Annotated in this window: 16 protein-coding genes and 4 pseudogenes; 8 read left to right on the top strand and 12 right to left on the bottom strand. The window is 63.6% G+C overall.

Annotated elements, in window-relative coordinates:
• Positions 1-76: 76 nt before the first annotated feature.
• Positions 77-322 (bottom strand): hypothetical protein, encoded by a 246-nt coding sequence (locus C5748_RS26135; RefSeq protein WP_199194908.1) that lies wholly within the window; start codon positions 320-322, stop codon positions 77-79.
• Positions 319-936 (bottom strand): annotated as a pseudogene (locus C5748_RS26140) (ISL3 family transposase); the annotation flags it as partial. The pseudogene C5748_RS26140 and the gene C5748_RS26135, both read right to left, overlap by 4 nt.
• Here C5748_RS26140 and C5748_RS26145 point away from each other — a divergent pair.
• The gene (locus tag C5748_RS26145) at positions 925-1,272 is read left to right on the top strand and encodes an acyl-CoA thioesterase (RefSeq protein WP_342588392.1); all 348 of its coding nucleotides are present in this window, start codon (positions 925-927) and stop codon (positions 1,270-1,272) included. The pseudogene C5748_RS26140 and the gene C5748_RS26145 overlap by 12 nt on opposite strands.
• 11 nt (positions 1,273-1,283) lie before the next feature.
• On the opposite strand, the pseudogene C5748_RS26150 reads toward C5748_RS26145, so the two are convergent.
• The 4 genes and pseudogenes from C5748_RS26150 to C5748_RS26165 all read right to left on the bottom strand — a co-directional run bounded on the left by C5748_RS26150 (position 1,284) and on the right by C5748_RS26165 (position 3,862).
• Positions 1,284-2,078, bottom strand: a pseudogene (locus C5748_RS26150) (cobalamin-binding protein).
• 10 nt (positions 2,079-2,088) lie between these two features.
• Positions 2,089-2,403: pseudogene (locus C5748_RS26155) on the bottom strand (ribonucleotide-diphosphate reductase subunit beta); the annotation flags it as partial.
• Positions 2,360-2,857: pseudogene (locus C5748_RS26160) on the bottom strand (SDR family NAD(P)-dependent oxidoreductase); the annotation flags it as partial. The pseudogenes C5748_RS26160 and C5748_RS26155, both read right to left, overlap by 44 nt.
• 63 nt (positions 2,858-2,920) lie before the next feature.
• Positions 2,921-3,862 carry an alpha/beta hydrolase family protein gene (locus C5748_RS26165; RefSeq protein WP_105745834.1) on the bottom strand — a complete coding sequence of 314 codons (942 nt, stop codon included), beginning with the start codon at positions 3,860-3,862 and terminating at the stop codon, positions 2,921-2,923.
• A 168-nt stretch (positions 3,863-4,030) separates the two neighbouring features.
• On the opposite strand from C5748_RS26165, the gene C5748_RS26170 reads away from it, so the two are divergent.
• On the top strand, positions 4,031-4,588 hold the full coding sequence (locus C5748_RS26170; protein WP_105745860.1) for a TetR/AcrR family transcriptional regulator: 558 nt from the start codon (positions 4,031-4,033) through the stop codon (positions 4,586-4,588).
• Between the two features lie 74 nt (positions 4,589-4,662).
• Here C5748_RS26170 and C5748_RS26175 read toward each other — a convergent pair whose 3' ends face one another.
• The 3 genes from C5748_RS26175 to C5748_RS26185 all read right to left on the bottom strand — a co-directional run bounded on the left by C5748_RS26175 (position 4,663) and on the right by C5748_RS26185 (position 7,195).
• Complete coding sequence (locus C5748_RS26175; RefSeq protein WP_105745836.1) at positions 4,663-4,902, bottom strand: DUF2188 domain-containing protein; 240 nt, start codon at positions 4,900-4,902, stop codon at positions 4,663-4,665.
• A gap of 84 nt (positions 4,903-4,986) precedes the next feature.
• Positions 4,987-6,234 carry a DUF5996 family protein gene (locus C5748_RS26180; RefSeq protein ID WP_105745838.1) on the bottom strand — a complete coding sequence of 416 codons (1,248 nt, stop codon included), beginning with the start codon at positions 6,232-6,234 and terminating at the stop codon, positions 4,987-4,989.
• Positions 6,235-6,259: 25 nt separating this feature from the next.
• A complete protein-coding gene (locus tag C5748_RS26185; protein WP_105745840.1) occupies positions 6,260-7,195 on the bottom strand; it encodes a pirin family protein in 936 nt (311 codons plus the stop codon).
• 215 nt (positions 7,196-7,410) lie between these two features.
• Here C5748_RS26185 and C5748_RS26190 point away from each other — a divergent pair, with 215 nt between their 5' ends.
• The 6 genes from C5748_RS26190 to C5748_RS26215 all read left to right on the top strand — a co-directional run bounded on the left by C5748_RS26190 (position 7,411) and on the right by C5748_RS26215 (position 13,630).
• Positions 7,411-8,064, top strand: a complete 654-nt coding sequence (locus tag C5748_RS26190) for a hydrolase (protein ID WP_105745842.1) — start codon at positions 7,411-7,413, stop codon at positions 8,062-8,064.
• Between the two features lie 98 nt (positions 8,065-8,162).
• Positions 8,163-8,525, top strand: coding sequence for a nuclear transport factor 2 family protein (locus tag C5748_RS26195; RefSeq protein WP_199194909.1), 363 nt, complete (start codon positions 8,163-8,165; stop codon positions 8,523-8,525).
• Positions 8,526-8,605: 80 nt separating this feature from the next.
• On the top strand, positions 8,606-9,346 hold the full coding sequence (locus tag C5748_RS28690; RefSeq protein WP_199194910.1) for a nuclear transport factor 2 family protein: 741 nt from the start codon (positions 8,606-8,608) through the stop codon (positions 9,344-9,346).
• A 61-nt stretch (positions 9,347-9,407) separates the two neighbouring features.
• Entirely contained in the window at positions 9,408-10,463 is a 1,056-nt protein-coding gene (locus C5748_RS26205) for an LLM class flavin-dependent oxidoreductase (protein WP_105745846.1), read from the top strand.
• A gap of 85 nt (positions 10,464-10,548) precedes the next feature.
• A complete protein-coding gene (locus tag C5748_RS26210; RefSeq protein WP_105745848.1) occupies positions 10,549-12,204 on the top strand; it encodes an acetolactate synthase large subunit in 1,656 nt (551 codons plus the stop codon).
• A gap of 43 nt (positions 12,205-12,247) precedes the next feature.
• Positions 12,248-13,630, top strand: a complete 1,383-nt coding sequence (locus C5748_RS26215) for an aldehyde dehydrogenase family protein (RefSeq protein WP_105745850.1) — start codon at positions 12,248-12,250, stop codon at positions 13,628-13,630.
• Positions 13,631-13,740: 110 nt separating this feature from the next.
• Here the strand turns inward: C5748_RS26215 and C5748_RS26220 are convergent, their stop codons facing one another.
• From C5748_RS26220 to C5748_RS26230, 3 genes are all read right to left on the bottom strand, one after another.
• Positions 13,741-15,267: a VOC family protein gene (locus C5748_RS26220; RefSeq protein ID WP_105745852.1), complete on the bottom strand. Its 1,527-nt coding sequence runs from the start codon at positions 15,265-15,267 to the stop codon at positions 13,741-13,743.
• A gap of 78 nt (positions 15,268-15,345) precedes the next feature.
• Positions 15,346-16,809: a catalase gene (locus C5748_RS26225; RefSeq protein WP_105745854.1), complete on the bottom strand. Its 1,464-nt coding sequence runs from the start codon at positions 16,807-16,809 to the stop codon at positions 15,346-15,348.
• 252 nt (positions 16,810-17,061) lie between these two features.
• On the bottom strand, positions 17,062-17,673 hold the full coding sequence (locus C5748_RS26230; RefSeq protein WP_105745856.1) for a TetR-like C-terminal domain-containing protein: 612 nt from the start codon (positions 17,671-17,673) through the stop codon (positions 17,062-17,064).
• Positions 17,674-18,147: the final 474 nt, after the last annotated feature.

The following is an 18,147-nucleotide window of genomic DNA, read 5'->3' on the forward strand; positions in this document are numbered from 1 at the left end:
GCAGTTGGACCAGATGCAACTCAAGCTCTCGTCCTCCTGAAGTCCCATCTCTTGTCCCAAAATCCTTCATAACCGCCTATGGCGGTTCCCCGTCAAACCCCCAGCTCTGCTGGGGGTTATTGGCTTCCTTGGGCTGCCCGAACAGAGCTGCGGTCTCCTCCTTGGTGGTGGGCCGGCGCCGGGCGGTCTCGCGTTCGAGCTTCGGCGGCTCGAGCGTTCCATCCGGGTTCCGCAGCCGGAAGTAGTTGAACAGCGAGGTTTCGGGCGTGCGCACGGAGACGAAGGTGCCTGTCGGATTGTACTTAATGAAGGTCTTCCTCACTTTGTGTGGAGATCGGCCGATTTGATTGGCATCATCCGCGCTCTGAGACGCTCTGGGCCCGCTCGGCCATACATTGCGCGCTTGATCGTCTTCAGTCGGTTGACCTGACCTTCTGCCTGACCGTTGCTCCAGGGCAGGTCGATGGCGTTACAGACCGCGTCGATATCGCGGCGTAGAACGCGGGCAAAACGGGCCAGGAAGGCGAGGCCAGAATGAATGGCATCATCAATCCAATCTTCAAGCTTCGCCGAAGTTCGGCTATGAAATATTCCGCGAAATCGCATGGAGAAGCTGCGCAAAAAAGCAAATGTTCGAGACCCCTGCTTGAGGGCATCCACTTTCCGTGCTTGATTGATGGTCAGCGCGCCGCGCGGCTTGATGCAAAGAGTAGCGGCGACAACCGGTGAGATCAAATGACCGGTTTGCGGATCACGCACAGGCGCATTGTCATATGTTCTGTCGGCGAGCCCAATCCAAGCCGGCGCCGCATCACCCTTATCCTTATCCGCTTCCGGCTTCTCGGCGCGGCGCCAGGTTGCCAGGAGGCGTTCAAGATTGGAGAAGCTGCCGGTGTATCGGAGACGGACCTGCGCATGGTTGAGATGGTCTTCCCGGAGCAGACAAGCCACTACGGCAGTCTCTATGGCGGCAACGCGCTCGCCGCCATGGGCAAGGCTGCCTTCATCGCCGCGACGCGCCATTGCCGGAAGGCCGTGGTCATGGCCTCGTCACAACGGGTCGACTTCGACAATCAAATCCAGAAGGGCGAAGTCGTCGAACTCATCCCGCGTGTCATCAAGGTCGGCCGGAGCTCGATGACGGTCGAAGTCCAACTCTGTGCGGAGAACCTGCAGTCAGGCGAGCGGCGTCCCTGCGGACACGGCACCTTCATCATGGTTGCCGTGGATGCGCAGCACCGGCCAACGGCGGTGCTGCCCTCCGCTGCCTGAAGGCCAGCATCTCAGTCGACGCTGCGCAGCGCGGAGAGGATCGCGTCGAGCCCGTCCGTCAACGCGGTCGGACCCGACTGCAAGATCAGCGGCGATTTGATCTCGAGGATGTGGCCGTTGCGAACCGCCGGGATCGCCTCCCAACCGGGTCTGTGCCGGATCTTCTCCGGCATGACTTTCTTGCCGCACCAGGAGGCGAGGATCAGATCCGGAGCCGCGGCGATAACTGCTTCCGGCGAGACGACGCGGTCCTTGGCGGCCTTTGCCGAGCGAAGTGCTGGAAACACATCGTCTCCACCGGCGATCTCGATCAGCTCGGAAACCCAGCCGATGCCGCTGATCAGCGGGCCGTCCCATTCCTCGAAATAGACCCTCGGCCTCGGTTGCCCGCGCATCGAGGCCGCCACCTCCACAAGACGGTCTCGTAGCCTTGTGCCAGGGCTTCGGCTTCATCAGCGGCCCCGACCAAGGCGCCGACGGTGCGGATCATGGCGAGAATGCCCGCGACAGCGCGCTGGTTGAAGGCATGCACAGCTATGCCCGCGCGGATCAGCTCGGCCGCGATTTCGGCCTGAAGGTCGGAGAAGGTTAAGACGAGATCGGGCTCGAGCGCCAGGATTTTCGGAATATCGGCCGAGGTGATGGCCGAGAAAGGCCGAGACCCGCGGCTTCTCGCGCCGCACCTGCGGCGGGCGGACCGCATAGCCGGAAACACCGACGATCCGGTCCTGCTCGCCGAGCAGATAAAGCGTTTCCACCGTCTCTTCCGTCAGGCAGACGATCCGTTGCGGCGGAAACACCCTCATGCTCGTTCCTTCAATCCCAGGCCAGGGCGCCACCGTTCTGGTATTCGATGACGCGGGTTTCGAAAAAGCTCTTCTCCTTCTTGAGGTCCATCGCCTCGCTCATCCAGGGGAATGGATTCTCGGTCTCAGCAAACACGGATGCGAGGCCGAGCTGGGCGCAGCGGCGGTTTGCGATGAAGTGCATGTACTGCTCGCAAAGCGCTGCGTTCAGCCCGAGGAAGCCGCGTGGCATGGTGTCCCTACCGTAGGCGGCCTCCAACTCAGCTGCGTCCTTCAGCATGCCGCGGACCTCGTCCTGGAACGCCTTCGTCCAGAGATGCGGGTTCACTGAACGCCTCTACGGCCGCTTTGCTGGCCGTATAGGCCGACAACAGTGGCAGCGGCTTGAGCGTCACGGCCGACGACACGTTGACGATCACGCCCGATTCTTGCGCGCGGAAGCCGGGCAGCACGGCTTGCGTCATCGCCATGGTGCCGAACGTGTTCAGTTCGAAGAGTTGGCGCGTCGCGTCGATCGACACGCCTTCCAGCGCGCCCATGAGTCCGGCGCCCGCATTGTTGACGAGAGCGTCGATCGGCCCTGCTTCCTCCACGGCGCGGGCGATGCTGGTGGCGTCGGTCACATCGAGCGCAACGACGCGCAGACGTTCGGATGCGGGCAGCAGGTCCTCGCGAGGTGCGCGCATGGTAGCGATGACGGTCCAGTCGCGATCGAGGAAGTAGCGGGCTGTCTCAAGCCCGAAGCCGGACGAACTGCCGGTGATGAGGATCGTGTTCATGCAAAACTCCATGGGGTTGGTGGTGACGGTTGTGAGGGGACGGAGCGGACACGGGCGTCCGGCTCACTTCGTCTCGACGCTGCCTTCCGGCGCGTCATCGGCTTCCAGTGCCGCGACCGCCTCGGAAAAAGCGGGATCGCCGGGGTAGAGCGCGCTGCGGAGGAAGGCGGTTGAGAGGAGCTGGATTGCGGCGACCCGCTGGGGCCGTTCGTCCGTCGTCTCACGCGCTTCGTAACCGGGGATGCCGCCGAGAGCGTGTTCGCCACCATAGACGGTGAACAATGCTTTGGGCGAAGGGCTAAGATCGTAGGCATCGCGCCACCAGTCCGATCCGCGCGTGGTCAGTCCACCCTTGTCCGCGTCGCCGGCGACGACCAGCGTCGGCGTGGTCATGTCGGAAAAATCCGGATGCATGAACGGCAGTGAGCGCGCTGCGAACTCGCTCAGATCCTCACCACCATTGCCGGGTGTCGCCAGCAGCACGCCCGCCTTGATGCGAGCATCCTTCCTGTCGACCACCGATGCGTCATCGGGATCGGGATGGGTGGCGCCAAGCAGCGTACTGGCTGTCTGCCCGCCCCATGAGTGGCCGGCAACCGCGATGCGCGAGCGATCGAGCCGCCCCCGGATCATCGGTGCTTCGCTCTCTATGCGATCGAGCCCGTCGAGAATGGCTGCAAGGTCTTCCTCGCGGAATCGCCAGAATTGGGGGCGGCGAGGATCGTTCGGGGCAAGGCCGAGCATCCGCGAATCCAGATGCGTCGGCTGGATCACGGCAAAGCCATGTGCCGCCCAATAATCAGCGAGGGGGCCATAGGCGTAAAGCGACTGGCCGTTGCCATGCGAGAAGATGATGGCGGGCAGCGCGTCGCCTGCGATCGGCGCGGATACCCGAACCTGCAGGTCGGCACCCCGCCTCGGCGAGGGCAAGCCGATGGGAGCGATAGAAATGACAGCAGGTAAGCCGGAGCTCTTTGCTCGGGCTTCGGTGGATGAACTTGACATGGAACTGCGAACCTTCGAATTAATAAACGGAACAATGATCCGGTCCCTATATACGGAACAATGATCCGCTTATCAAGGAGGGTTGTGAAAGTGGCGTCGCCGAAAAACTGGAATGCAGCCGAGATCGCGCCATCGAGCGCGAGCGATGACGAGACGCCGGTGCCGCGAATGCGCGCCGATGCCCGCAGAAACGAGGAAGCGCTTCTGGAAGCAGCGAAGATTGTGTTCGCCCGCTCAGGGGTTGATGCGCCGATCCGGGAGATCGCGAAACAAGCCGGTGTCGGACTGGGTACGCTCTACCGCCGTTTCCCGACCCGCGCCGACCTGGTGGCGGCGGTGTTCCGTCGCGAGGTCGATGCCTGTGCCGATGCGGCTGGGCCGCTTGCCGCCGAGCGGAGCCCAATGGAGGCCCTGGCGGCCTGGCTGATGCTCTACACGCGCTTCCTGGCGACCAAACAGGGGTTGGCCGCCGCGCTCCATTCCGGCGATCCGGCATTCGCCACCTTGCCGGACCATTTCAGAAGCCGGTTCGAGCCCGCCTTGTCGATGCTGCTGAATGCCGCCGCCGATGCGGGTGACATCCGTGATGACGTTGCGGCCTATGATCTGCTGCGCGCGATCGGCAATCTCGCCGTGGCGTCCGGGGACGATGGGGTGGCACACATCGAACAAATGGTCATGCTGCTGCTGGATGGCCTGCGCTACGGCGCGGCCACGCCAAAATAGCCGGGATTGCTACGAGGGCGTGCGCGAGCACCATTCCAAAAGCGGTCTGAGCGTTCCCCACCCGCAGCGCTGCATCAGCCGATGACCTCTGCTTGGGGCCTGTCGCCGGCGCGCGAGAGTTCCGCGTGCCAGTGGCCGGTCGCGTCCTCCCACACGATGCCCGTGGTCTCTCCCGGCCGCAACTGCTTGCAGGCCGCCCGCCGCGCCGCGCCAAAGGCCGCATCATGGCTGGGGAAGGTCTCGGAATAAGTCCCGTCCACCCGATAGGCCCAACCACCGTCGTGTTCGACAATCCGATATTTTACATCGTTCATTTCATCGCTCCTGCGTTGGAATGTTCCTGCCTGTTGCTCTCGCTCCGGAAATGGAAGGTGTGCAGATCCGCCGCCATCCTCCCATCACCGACGCAGCACGTCCTGCCATTCCGAATGGCGGCCGATCAGCGCCTTCGCGAACGGGCACAGCGGAATGATCTCGACCCCGTCGCGCCGCGCATCCTCGATTGCCTGGCGCACCAGTCGCTCGCCCACCTTGCGTCCGCGCAAGGCCGAGGGCACTTCTGTGTGGTCGATGATGATCAAGCCGTCGCTGGCGCGGCTGTAAGTCATTTCTGCCTCGACGCCATCGACGACCAGCCGATAGCGACCCTTCGACGGGCCGTCTTCCCGCTCGACCGTCTCGTCTCCCACCGAGGGCGCATCCCGTGCCAGCGCCGCGTCGGGCGTGCGCACCTGTCGAGGCTTGCCGTTCGCGCATTCCAGAAGGTTTCGATCCCATCCGCCCAGATCGGCCGCCGCCTCATAGGTCGAGACGAGGAACTGCATGAGGGCTTTGTCCGGATCGGCGGCAGCCTGAACAGCGTCGTAAGGGAGGACGAATTCCGACAGGCCCTCGTGCCAGAACGCGGCATCGGGTTGCACGGACGCGGCGCGGTAGCCGCCCGGCGCCGGATAGGCGTAGGCATAGAAGGCGGGATAGTCGATGCCGCCGCCGCCCGGCCAGAAGCCCACCGACGAGACCTCGCGGTCATAGGCCTCCTGCGCCACGTCGTCCGGCAGCGCCGGGACGCCGCCGGGATGAAGCGGCGCGCGCCGTCCGGAAAAGCGCGTGAGGGCGAGGTCGAAGCTGCCCCAGAACAGATGAACGGGGCTGGACTTGCCGAGGAAGGAGGTGCGGAACCGGTTGAAGACCTTGTCGACCGCGATCAGGCCCTGATGGAAGCGCTGAACGGCTTCGCGGTCATAGGGACGGTCTCGGTCATCCTCGGCGAACGGTACCGGGAACGGCACCTCGTTGGGGCTGCCGTTGAAGGTAGGGGTGCCGCCGAGTTCGGAAATCAGTTGCACGAAGCTCGCGTGGAATGTCGCAACCGTCATCGGTCCGAGATCGAAAGACTTCCTACGACCGTTGCCGCAGGTGCCGACGACCTTGTGCTCGCGCAGATCAAACAGGATCTCGATGCCCGGCCCGTCCGGAATGGGCGAGGAGGCCAGGCCGTTCGGCGTCACGTAGAAGGTCGCGTGCCACGAATGGTTGAGCCATGGCGTGTGCGCGAGCCGGTATTTGCCGGCGATCTGCAGATAGAGATGCAGCGCCGAACACGTTTCGCGCCAGCTGAGGTAATCAAATTGGGGCCACTTGTTCATTGTCGTTTCTCCACGCTGGTTCCGGTCATTCCGGAAGCGGTATGTGCTCGCTGCGGTCGCCGACAGGCAGGTCGAAGCGTCCCTTGCCCCAGTTTGCGGCGCGCCATTCGGCCTTCGCGCTTTCTATGCGCTCCTTCGACGAGGCGACGAAGTTCCACCAGATGTAACGCGGTCCGTTGAAGGTCGCGCCGCCGAGGATCATCAGCCGCGCGCCGCGGTCGCCGGCGGCAACCGTGATGCGGTCGCCCGGCCGAAACACCATCATCTGTCCGGCCTCAAATTCCTGTTCGGCGACGGAAATCGAGCCTTCGACGATGTAGATGCCGCGGTCCTCGTGGTTGTCCGGCATGGGCAGCCGGCTTCGCGGCTCAAGCTCCACATCGGCGTAGAACGTCTCGGAGAGCATCGTCGCGGGCGCGGTCTTGCCGTAGGCGTTCCCCAGAATGAGCCGAACCGAGACGCCGCGATCCTCGATGACGGGCAGCGTCTCCTTGCCGTGATGCTCGAAGCTGGCGGCAACATCTTCATGGCTGTCCGGCAGGGCCAACCAGGTCTGGATGCCGAACAGGCTGTTCGGGCCGCTCCGCGCAGCCGCCGACGTGCGTTCCGAATGGGTAACGCCGCGCCCGGCGACCATCCAGTTCAGCGCGCCGGGGCTGATGATCTGATCAGCGCCGGTGCTGTCGCGGTGATGGAAGTCCCCCTGGAACAGGTAGGTGACCGTGCCGAGGCCGATATGCGGATGCGGGCGGACGTCGACGCCCTGCCCGGTCAGTAACTCTGCCGGCCCTGCCTGATCGAAGAAGATGAACGGCCCGACCATCTGCCGCTTCGGTGCCGGCAGGGCGCGCCGGACCTGGAAATCGCCGAGGTCGCGGGAACGCGGGACGATCAGGGTCTCGATGGCGTCTATGCCGACCTCGTCAGGACAACCGGGTTCGAGTGCTGGGTTCCAACTCATGTGCATCATCCTCTGTCGTCGGATCGCCTGATCCTGCCGAGCGATCGTCGTACCCTTTCCAAGAAACCGAACAAACTCAAGTCTTCGCGCAGCGACGAGCCTGATTGGGAGCAAGAACGGCACCAGAGTGGCACGACCTGCACCGCAGTGCCCGAGAGCCTTTGGTAGGTTTCAAGCAGCCAACGAGCGCTTCCCTTGAGACCCAGGAGATTGGAATGACTTTTCGCAACGGCCTTGCCTCGCTTCTTCGCCCCGAGGATTCCGTACTCGTCCTGATAGACCATCAGCCCTACCAGCTGGCGAACCTGAACAGCCACGATCCGCATACCGTGGTCAACAATTCGGTCGCGCTGGCGAAGGCCGCGAAGGTGTTCGGCGTGCCCACCATCCTGACCAGCGTTGTCGCGGACCGCGGCGGTCATATCTTTCCGCAGATCACCGACGTGTTTCCCGGCCAGGAGATCATCGACCGGACGCTGATCAACACCTGGGAGGATCCCAAGGTGGTTGACGTGGTCAAGGCGACCGGTCGCAAGCAATTGGTCCTGGCCGGCCTGTGGACCGAGGTCTGCGTCGCGATGCCTGCGATCCAGGCGGCTGGTGAAGGCTGGGACGTGACCGTCATCACCGATGCTTCCGGCGCCGTTTCCACCGAGGCGCACGAAATCGCCATCCAGCGCATGATCGCGGCCGGCGTGAACATGATGACCTGGATGGCGCTGGCGGCGGAATGGCAGCGCGACTGGGCACGGGGCGAAACCGCCGGCGCGCTCAACGAGGTGGTCATCCAGCATGCCGCGGGCAGCGGCATCGCCTATCTGTGGGAACAGCAACTGCTCAACACGCCGGTGCCGAGCCCGGCGGGCTGATTTGAGGCGGGATGGCGAGGCGAGCCCGAGGGATTCCTGGAACGGGCTTAGCCTCGTCATCCATGGCGCTGCTCAAACCTGCCGCGAAGGAGGCACGGATGGATTTCGAGAAACTCATGCAGGCCAACCTCGATCTGGTGTTCGGCGAACGTGACCCCACACAGCGCATCTCGGCGATCCGAAACATCTACGATGAAAACGCGGAGCTTCACGAACCCGAGCGTTCGGCGCGTGGTCACGAAGCGATCTCACAGGCCGTAACGGACGTTCTGGAGCATCTGCCTCCGGACTTCGTGTTCACCGCGATAAGACCGGCATTGGGCCACAACGGCGTCGGTCGCCTGCAGTGGGGGGCCGGCCCGGCCGGAGGTCCGTTCGCGGTCACGGGTACCGATGTCGCGCATGTCGAAGGCGGGCTCATCCGAACCCTGCACGTCTTCCTCGATCAATCGGAACCTTGAATGGGGATGGCGTCCTGAGCGGAGGGCGTGCTGGCGACTACCCCGCCGGGGCCTCTGTCAGTTTAAAGGATCTGCTGCAAATGACCGAATATGGCTTTCCTGTGGGGCTGGAGATGGATGTCTCCTATCCGAACTTCCAAGTCAGCCTGACGCTCCTGTCCACCGAGCAATTGAGGTTCGAGATCAAGGAAGGGCCGTTCGCTCGGGCCGAGACCGTCGATATTGAAGTCGTTCCAATCGGCAACAGCATCTTCGCCGTAAGCTGGCAGGAGGAAAGCGGCGCGACGGTCACGAATGTTCAGGACTACGACCGCGGCCTGGTCTTCTCGTTCGCGACGCTGCCCGACGGGCAGTTCCTACGAATGACCGGGAAAATGGTGGTCACACGGCCTGCGGATCGCGCTTCGGACGATCGTCCGCGGCGCAACAAGGCGCTGGTGCTCGAAGCGATGACCTCGCTCTTCCAGCGTCATGACGCGTCGGCCGTGAGGCGGCTCTACGCGCCGGACTACATCCAGCACAATTCCGACATCCCCCAGGGCCGCGACGCACTGGAGGCGCTCGTGGCCAGCCTGTCGCGGGACGTCCACTACGAACCCGGCCTGATCGTCGCCGAAGGTGATCTCGTGGCCATCCACGGCCGCATCCGCGGGTGGGCGGACGAGGCGCAGGTGGTGGTCGACATCTTCCGCGTCGAGGACGGCAGGCTGGCGGAGCATTGGGACGTCCTGCAGAACGAGGTGCCGGTCACGGCCCATGGCGGCGTCTCGATGTTTGAACCCGATGAAGGAACACGACGCGCTCGATCGGATCCGGCGTAGTCGCGAGCCACCCTACCCAACGCGGTCCATCAGGATCGACAATGACTTGTGAGAACCCATCATGGAAATCGGCATCGACAGTTTTGCGGCCATCCTCCCCGACCCGGCGACCGGACGACTTCCCTCGGCGACCGATCGCATGGCCGACCTCCTGGAGGAGATCGAGGTCGCCGACCGTGTCGGGCTCGATGTCTTTGGCATAGGCGAACACCATCGCGCGGAATTTCTCGATTCCGCGCCCGCCATCATTCTCGCCGCGGCGGCGGCCCGTACGAGCAAGATCCGCTTGACGAGCGCGGTAACGGTGCTGAGCGCTGCCGATCCCGTCCGGGTTTTTCAGGAATTCGCGACGCTCGATCTGATCTCCAAAGGGCGCGCTGAGATCGTCGTCGGCAGAGGCTCTTTCGTTGAGGCATTTCCGCTATTCGGCCTCGACACCCGTGCCTATGACGACCTTTTCGCCGAAAAGCTCGACCTGTTCCTGAAACTCGGCGAGGAGACCAACGTCTCCTGGTCTGGGCGTTTTCGTCCGGCGCTCCACGGAGAGGGTGTCTTCCCGCGCCCGCACCAGCCACGATTGCCGCTGTGGGTGGGCGTCGGCGGCACCCCGCGATCCTTCGAGCGCGCGGGCGAACTTGGCCTTCCGCTGATGATCGCCATCATCGGCGGCACGTTCGAGCGTTTCCGCCCGCTCGTCGATCTCTATCGCGAGGCCGGCAGGCGCGCCGGTCACGGTCCCGAGAAACTTGTTGTGGGCGTGCACGCGATGGGGTTCGTCGGTGAGACGGACGCCCAGGCCAGGGATGCCTTCTTTCCAGGCTGGGCGCATCTGACCGGGACAATCGGACGCGAGCGCGGGTGGCCGACGCCGACGCGCCATCAGTTCGATGTCATGGCAAGCCCCGAAGGCGCTTTCCTGATCGGCGAGCCGGCAACGGTAGCGGCCAAGATGCTCAAGGCGAGCGAGGCGCTCGGCGGCATATCGCGCATTACCTTCCAGATGAGCACGGCCTCGCTCGAAACGGCCGCGATGAAGCGCTCCATCGAGCTTCTTGGAACGGAAGTCGCGCCGATTGTCCGGGCGACGCATGAAGCCGATCGGCCGCCGGTTTCGTGACGCGTAGACGTTAGGTAGCAATTGCACTTACTCTGGTATGATTGCCGCGAGTTCCGTCGAAACCGTCAACATAAGGGTCTAAACTATGACCAAAGGATCGGACCTGTTTGTCGCCGCGCTGGAGAACGAAGGCGTGGACCGCATCTTCGGCGTTCCGGGCGAGGAGAACCTCGACCTGCTGGAGTCGCTGAGGACCTCCAGCATCGAGCTGGTCCTGACGCGTCACGAGCAGGCTGCGGCCTTCATGGCGGCGACTCATGGGCGACTTACGGGCAGGCCCGGCGTCTGTCTCGCCACGCTCGGCCCAGGTGCGCTCAACTTCTCGACCGGCGCCGCCTATGCCCATCTTGGCGCCATGCCGATGATCCTCATCACCGGTCAGAAGCCGGTGATGAGCGCAAAGCAGGCCCGCTTCCAGATAGTCGATATCGTCGCGTCAATGAAGCCGCTCACCAAGATGACGCGGCAGATCGTCAGCGCGGCCGCCATCCCCGCGACGGTGCGGGATGCCTTTCGCGTAGCCGTCGAGGAGCGGCCGGGGCCGGTGCATCTGGAACTGCCGGAGGACGTCGCGGCCGAGGAGGTTGAGAACGCCTCCGTCATTCCGCCCCATTCGACGGAGCGCCCCGTTCCCCATGCCACCGCGCTCGACAGGGCGGCGGAGATGATTCTCGCCGCCAGGCGGCCGCTCGTCATGTTCGGTGCGGCGGGCAACCGGCCTGCGCTGGTCGAGGCGCTTTCGAGCTTCGTGAGGCGCACGAGGCTGCCGTTCTTCAACACCCAGATGGGTAAGGGGGCGGTCACCGGCGGCTCGAACCTCTACATGGGAACCGCAGCGCTCTCGGAGGGCGACTATGTCCACGAGGCCGTCGAGCGCGCCGACCTGATCATCGCCATCGGCCATGACACGGTCGAGAAGCCGCCCTTCCTGATGAAAAGCGCCGGTGGCCCAAAGGTCATCCATGTCGGCTACCAGTCGGCCACTGTCGAGCAGGTCTACCACCCGGATATCGAGGTGATCGGCGACATCGGTGCCGCCGTCGAGGCGCTTGCCGCACGGCTCGAAGGAAGGCTGACGCCCGACGAGGGAATGCTCGATCTACGCCAGCGTATCCTCGCCCGCCTCAACGACCGCGCCGAAGAAGAGCGTTTCCCGGTCACGCCCCAGCGCCTCGTCCACGATGTCCGCAAGGTGATGCCGGAAGACGGCATCGTCTGCCTCGACAACGGCATGTACAAGATCTGGTTCGCCCGCAACTACCGCACCCATGTCGCCAACACGCTGCTGCTCGACAATGCGCTCGCCACGATGGGGGCGGGGCTTCCCTCGGCGATGATGGCGGCGATGCTCCATCCGGACCGCCGCGTCATGGCCGTCTGCGGCGACGGCGGCTTCATGATGAACTCGCAGGAGATGGAAACGGCGGTCCGCCTCGGCCTGAACCTCGTCGTCCTCATTCTCAACGACAGCGCGTATGGCATGATCCGCTGGAAGCAGGCGGTCGACGGTTTTCCGGATTTCGGCATGAGCTTCGGCAATCCCGACTTCGTGCGTTATGCCGAGGCGTATGGCGCGACGGGTTCCCGGGTGAGCGCGGTCGAGGATCTCGTGCCGACGCTCGAGGCGGCGTTCGCCGCCGGCGGTGTCCATCTGGTCGATGTGCCGATCGACTATTCCGAGAATACCCGCGTGCTCGTCGATGAGTTGCGCAACCGCACGCCCGACGTGGATTGCACGTGAGCACCTGTCGCGGCAAGCGCCCGAGAACGCAAGGAGACCCACAATGCTGAAGGTCGTTCAGGCGTTTGACCGCGCGCCGATCGCGGAGATCGAGACCGACGGCGCCGCCGCGCTGGAGCGCAAGCTGCAGGCGGCCGAGCAGGTCTTCAGGGATCGCGACGGCTGGCTTGAGCCTCACCGGCGCATCGCCATCCTGCGCAGGCTGGCCGCACTGATGGAAGGCAGGCGCGATCATCTCGCCATGCAGATTGCGCGCGAGGGCGGCAAGCCGCTGCCCGATGCCATCGTCGAGACCAATCGCGCCATCGACGGGGTCCACAACGCTGCCGACGAACTGCGCAATTTCGCCGGCCGCGAGATCCCGATGGGACTGTCGACCGCAGCCGAGAACCACTGGGCGTTCACGACGAAGGAGCCCATCGGCATCGTCGCGGCGATCTCGGCCTTCAATCACCCGCTGAACCTGATCGTTCATCAGGTCGCGCCGGCCATCGCGGTCGGCTGCCCGGTCATCGTCAAGCCGGCGATCACGACACCGCTGTCCTGTCTCGATTTCGTGGCGCTGGCCCGCGAGGCGGGCTTACCCGAGCCGTGGTGCCAGACCTTCGTCACGGACGACAACGCTCTGGCCGAAAAGCTGGCGACCGACGGCCGCGTTGCCTTCCTCAGCTTCATCGGCTCGGCCAAGGTCGGCTGGTCGCTGCAAGCCAAGCTCGCCCCCGGCACGCGCTCGGCGCTGGAGCATGGCGGCGCCGCGCCGGCCATCGTCGACCGCAGCGCCGATCTCGGCAAAGTCATCGAGTCCATCGTCAAGGGCGGCTACTACCATGCCGGGCAGGTCTGCGTATCGACGCAGCGCATCTTCGTCCATGCCGACATCGCCGAGGATTTCACGCAGAGGCTCGTCGCCCGCGTGGAAAGACTGCGCACCGCCGATCCCACTCTGAAGGACACCGAAGTCGGACCGCTGATCCTGCCGCGCGAGGCCGACAGGGTTGGGGAGTGGATTGCGGAAGCGGTCGAGGGCGGGGCCACGCTGGCCACCGGCGGCAAACGCCTCTCCGAGACGACCCTTGAGCCGGCGGTTCTGCTCGACCCCGCTGCCGATGCGAAACTATCGACGCTGGAGGTGTTCGGCCCCGTGGTCGCGGTCTACCGCTACCGCGATCTGGACGGGGCGATCGCCCAGGCCAACGCGCTGCCGACGGCCTTCCAGGCGAGCATCTTCGCGCAAGACATAGATGTCGCGCTGCGCGCCGCCGACCGCCTCGATGCCTCGGCCGTGATGATCAACGATCCCACCGCCTTCCGCACCGACTGGATGCCCTTTGCCGGCCGCAGGGAGTCCGGATACGGCACCGGCGGCATCCCCTATACCATGCGTGACATGACGCAGGAAAAGATGATCCTGATGCGCAGGAGTTGACGAAGTGGCCGTCGTTCGAGGTGATCGCGAAGCCTGCCCGCGGTCGCGGACACCCTGGGAGCAGGTCAGTCGAATTCGGTCCGAATAGGACTGCTCTTGCAATGGATCTGTCAATTCACCGGGAGATTTCGCCGTATCCATTCAGTTGATTCAGTAACGTCTGCAGCGGCGAGTTCATGATTGGCTGAGAGCTCCAGACTGTCGACGCGCGCTCCTTGAACCATAAGCGCGTTTGCCAGCGCTGGCGCATTGCGAGCAAAGGCATCATCACGTCCGGTTAGCACCAGTACGCTCGTGTCCGAGAGATCCACGGCCGGTGGTTTCTCCAGGGGCTGGATGCCACGAAGCAGAATCGCGCGGCGCACGACGCCAGGATGAAGTTGGATGACCGCCGCCAGCATGTTGGCGCCGTTGGAATAGCCGAGGAAGACAAGTTGGTCGGGGTCGAGGCCATAGCCGGTTACGGCGCCTTCGACAAACACCGCGAAGGCTTCTGCTTCGCCACGGATATCCTGCTGATCGAACGTCGTTGGATCGACGCGGCGGAACCAACGATTGGTTCCTTCCTCGGTCGCTCGGCCACGCACGCCGAGCAGCGTCGACTGTGGGGCTATGCGTCGTGCGATCGGCATCAGATCGGCTTCGTTGCCGCCGGTGCCGTGCAGCAACACCAAGGTCGCGCCGTCCGGATTCTGCGGCCGGTTGAAACGATGTATGAAAGGAAGGTCGCGGGCCGGAAATCTCTCTTCGCCGGGCAGAGCAAACTGTGGAAGCATTGCCCTCAGATCCTCTGCGCGATCGGCATCACGCGGCGGCAGAAACAGTGTCCGGCCAAGCTCGGCAGGCGCTTCGTCAATGGTCATGCCCGGCCCATCGGTCGCGTATTCCATAAGTATGCCGGCCGGATCACGAACGTAGAGCGACACGAAGTACTTTCGATCATGAACCTCGGTTGGCCCGTAGCCCTTCAGCGAAAGCCACATGGAGCGGAGCTCATCGATGTCGCGCGCCCGAAAGGCGACATGGTCGGGCACCCCGCCGCCGGACACGGAAGGCACGAAACCGGACACCTCCCTGATATCGACGATATCGGTTTCGGAACCCATGCGCTGTGTCACACCTGACCGCCGGTCTTCCGTGTACCCGAAACGTACCAGAAAGCTTGCGGTCCCTACCGCCTTGTCTGTCAGGAGCGTGACGCCCCGCAGCCGGATGGGTGCGTTCGGAAGTGGGGCCGGCGTTGCCATCTCCACTCCGACCAGCTTCACGATCAGCCCGTCTGGATCCTTCAGCCGGAGGACCGGCTCCCCGAACTCGCGAGATGGACCCTCGAGCGGAATGTTGGCAGCGAGCGCCTTGGTAATCCAGCCACCGAGCGAAACTGGCGGCACCGCCAATGCCACTTCCGATACCTGGCCGATGCCCGTACGGCCGCGGCCCGCCGCCTCCCAGACAAGGAACGTCAGCAACGAGCCGGGACTGCCGAGGCCGTCTCCATAGACAAGATGCAATTGCTCGGCGTCCGCGTAGCCTCCGGTGCGCTTCACAAGCCTCAGCCCGAGAAAGCCGACATAGAAGTCGACGTTGGCCTGCACATTGGAGGTGATGCCGGTGACGTGGTGTATGCCGCTGGTCATTCCCGTGATGCCTTCCGCGCCTGGTTTCCCCTTATGCTTATGGACCTTCAGACGGGTTTTCGCATCGGCCCGGCGCGATCAAAACTGCGGGTCCAGCGCGTCTAGCGCGGCGCATACCCCAACGCCGAAATCCGGATGGACCTGCTGAAAAAGCTCGATCTGCCGTTCAGCGATGGCATCGGGAACGCCGTGCATCGCGGCGGCGATGTTGGCGAACAATCGCGCCTTCTGCGCGTCGTCGAACAGCAGGAACAACGCGCGGGGCTGACTGAAATCGTCGTTTCCCTCCCGATGATCGAACCGGGCAGTTGGACCTTCGATCTGGAGCGGTGGTTCGGTAAACGATTCGTCCTCCACCGGGCCGCCGAAGCTGTTCGGCTCGTAGTAGGCATCGGGATTGGTCATGTCGCCGAAGAAGCGCATGGCTCCATCCTTGTGATAATGATGCACCGGGCACCGGGGCCGGTTGACCGGCAGCGCCTCGTAATGCGTGCCCAGCCTGTAGCGATGGGCGTCCGCATAGGCGAAGATTCTGCCTTGCAGCATCCTGTCCGGCGAATGGCCGATGCCGCGCACGACGTTCGATGGGCTGAAGGCCAACTGCTCGATTTCGGCAAAGTAATTGTCGGGATTGCGGTTGAGTTCGAGCACGCCGATCTCTATCGGCGGAAAATCGGCATGGGGCCAGACCTTCGTGACGTCGAACGGATTGAAGGGCAATTCGCCCGCCTGCGCTTCCGTCATGACCTGAACCTGCACGATCCATCGGGGGTAGTTCCCTTCCTCGATCGTGCCGAACAGCGCTTCCTGATAGCCTTCGCGGGTTCGGCCGACAACCTCTTCCGCCTGGGCGTTCGTGTAGTGGCGATGCCCCTGACACGTCTTGAAGTGGAACTTGACCCAGACCCGCTCGCCCTTGTCGTTCCAAAGACTGTAGGTGTGGCTGCCGTAGCCGTTCATATGCATCGGGCTGACAGGGAGGCCGCGGTCGGAGAAGAGGATCGTCACCTGATGCAGGCTCTCGGGCGACAGGGACCAGAAATCCCACATCGCGGTCGCCGATCGCAGATTGGTGCGCGGGTGGCGCTTCTGGGTATGGATGAAATCGGGGAACTTGAGCGGGTCGCGCACGAAGAAGACCGGCGTATTGTTGCCCACCAGATCCCAATTGCCTTCTTCCGTATAGAATTTTAGCGCGAAGCCACGAACGTCCCGCTCATGATCGGCCGCTCCCATTTCCCCCGCAACCGTTGAGAACCGTGCGATCATGGGAGTCTCGGCGCCGGGCTGCAGCACCTTGGCGCAGGTCAGGTGGGAGATGTCGCCGGTTATCCTCAACGTGCCATGTGCGCCCCAGCCCTTTGCGTGGACGACCCGCTCGGGAATCCGTTCCCGGTTTTGGTGGGCCAGCTTCTCGATCAACTGCCAGTCCTGCAAGAGGACCGGACCGCGATCACCGGCGGTCAGGCTGGTCTGATTATCGGCGACGGGCGCGCCGGATGTGGTCGTGAGGGGTGAATTCCGATCATCCTGCGGAGGCATCGCCAATCCTTCCTTGGGTTCACACCGCCTGCCGGCTGGCAGCGTATCGACCGATCATGACCGGTCCCGCCGCGCCATCCAGGTCTCGCTGGACAATCTAGAGAGCTGCGCCAGAAAAGCGTCGCAGACCCTGCTGTGACGATGCCGTTCTTGCGATGATTTGCCGAGGGTCGGAGACGGACGGACGGTCGCGCCATGGTGGCTGGAACGACGTACCGCGTGCCCGTGATGCCCCCTGGTGCAAGTGCCGGTTCAACAGGCCTTGACGGCCGCATGCAGAGCGTTGCCCAGCCTGTCGAGTTCGGCCTTCGTGAAACTTTTCCCTCGGACGATTATGCGCGAGTAGAGGGGGGCAAAGAGCAGATCGAGCGCCAGCTCCCTGTCGAGGTCCGCGCGCAGTTCGTTCCGGGCGATGGCGCGATCCAGCAACCGATGTCCGAACTGTCGTCGTGCCTCGGCAATGCCATCCAGCATCGTCGACAATTCGTTCGATCGTAAACGTTCGGCAACCAGATCGGGGATTATCCGGCGGACCAGAGGATGTCTCAGGACCGCGCGCGTGGCTCGAAGATATTCACTGATATCCGCCTGCAGAGACCCCTGGTCGGTGGAACCCAACCGCATGACCTCGACGCTTCGGATCGCTTCGCACGCGAACTCCAGTTTCGACGGCCATCGCCGGTATATGGCCGCCTTGCCTGCGCCCGCCCGTGCCGCCACACGCTCCAGGCTTACTGCCGCATATCCGGTCTTTGCCCACTCCTCGAACAATGCCCTGAACAGCGCCGTGGTCAGTTCGGGCCGGATGACCGCCGCACCACTCGGTTTCCGTCTTTTTTTGCGGTCGATACTCTTGCGTTCCATCCAAAAATCCTCCACTGTGGATGGAACGGTAGCGTTTCAACCATTGGGTGAGAAGGGGTTGAAACAAGCTTTAACGGGTATTTCTGAACCGTTGCGGGTGGCCGGAGACGAGGATCGCCGCAGTGCCTTTCGCGTGCGACCTGAAGGAAGAATGCTTGCTTTGACCAATCGCCGATCGATCTGCGAGGCGCGAATTGGGCCGCCAGCTCAGCCTGATCGGCGATAGTCATAGGAGACACAGTGAGCGTGCCTGCATATCCGTCTTTGGCCCAGTGGTATAGTAGAGGTCCCCGCGCGCGCCATGTGCGCTCGATAAAATCCTCGGGCGGGATCCTCAACATGCTTGAGATAACTCTATCCGCTAAGCCTCCGGCTCTGCCGGAGCGAATAACGGCCGTTATACGGCTTCGGGAGTAGGGTCCTGATATCAGATGATCTCCTTGGGGAACCGCGAGGCCCTCAAGGAGATCACAA

The organism is Phyllobacterium phragmitis, assembly GCF_002980495.1.
Taxonomy (GTDB): Bacteria; Pseudomonadota; Alphaproteobacteria; order Rhizobiales; family Rhizobiaceae; genus Paramesorhizobium; species Paramesorhizobium phragmitis.

Excerpts from the sequence above, each read along its gene's own strand:
- C5748_RS26145 (WP_342588392.1), top strand. The coding sequence starts at position 925 with ATGGTCTTCCCGGAGCAGACAAGCCACTACGGCAGTCTCTATGGCGGC.
- C5748_RS26165 (WP_105745834.1), bottom strand. The coding sequence starts at position 3,862 with ATGTCAAGTTCATCCACCGAAGCCCGAGCAAAGAGCTCCGGCTTACCT.
- C5748_RS26170 (WP_105745860.1), top strand. The coding sequence starts at position 4,031 with ATGCGCGCCGATGCCCGCAGAAACGAGGAAGCGCTTCTGGAAGCAGCG.
- C5748_RS26175 (WP_105745836.1), bottom strand. The coding sequence starts at position 4,902 with ATGAACGATGTAAAATATCGGATTGTCGAACACGACGGTGGTTGGGCC.
- C5748_RS26180 (WP_105745838.1), bottom strand. The coding sequence starts at position 6,234 with ATGAACAAGTGGCCCCAATTTGATTACCTCAGCTGGCGCGAAACGTGT.
- C5748_RS26185 (WP_105745840.1), bottom strand. The coding sequence starts at position 7,195 with ATGAGTTGGAACCCAGCACTCGAACCCGGTTGTCCTGACGAGGTCGGC.
- C5748_RS26190 (WP_105745842.1), top strand. The coding sequence starts at position 7,411 with ATGACTTTTCGCAACGGCCTTGCCTCGCTTCTTCGCCCCGAGGATTCC.
- C5748_RS26195 (WP_199194909.1), top strand. The coding sequence starts at position 8,163 with ATGGATTTCGAGAAACTCATGCAGGCCAACCTCGATCTGGTGTTCGGC.
- C5748_RS28690 (WP_199194910.1), top strand. The coding sequence starts at position 8,606 with ATGACCGAATATGGCTTTCCTGTGGGGCTGGAGATGGATGTCTCCTAT.
- C5748_RS26205 (WP_105745846.1), top strand. The coding sequence starts at position 9,408 with ATGGAAATCGGCATCGACAGTTTTGCGGCCATCCTCCCCGACCCGGCG.
- C5748_RS26210 (WP_105745848.1), top strand. The coding sequence starts at position 10,549 with ATGACCAAAGGATCGGACCTGTTTGTCGCCGCGCTGGAGAACGAAGGC.
- C5748_RS26215 (WP_105745850.1), top strand. The coding sequence starts at position 12,248 with ATGCTGAAGGTCGTTCAGGCGTTTGACCGCGCGCCGATCGCGGAGATC.
- C5748_RS26220 (WP_105745852.1), bottom strand. The coding sequence starts at position 15,267 with ATGACCAGCGGCATACACCACGTCACCGGCATCACCTCCAATGTGCAG.
- C5748_RS26225 (WP_105745854.1), bottom strand. The coding sequence starts at position 16,809 with ATGCCTCCGCAGGATGATCGGAATTCACCCCTCACGACCACATCCGGC.
- C5748_RS26230 (WP_105745856.1), bottom strand. The coding sequence starts at position 17,673 with ATGGAACGCAAGAGTATCGACCGCAAAAAAAGACGGAAACCGAGTGGT.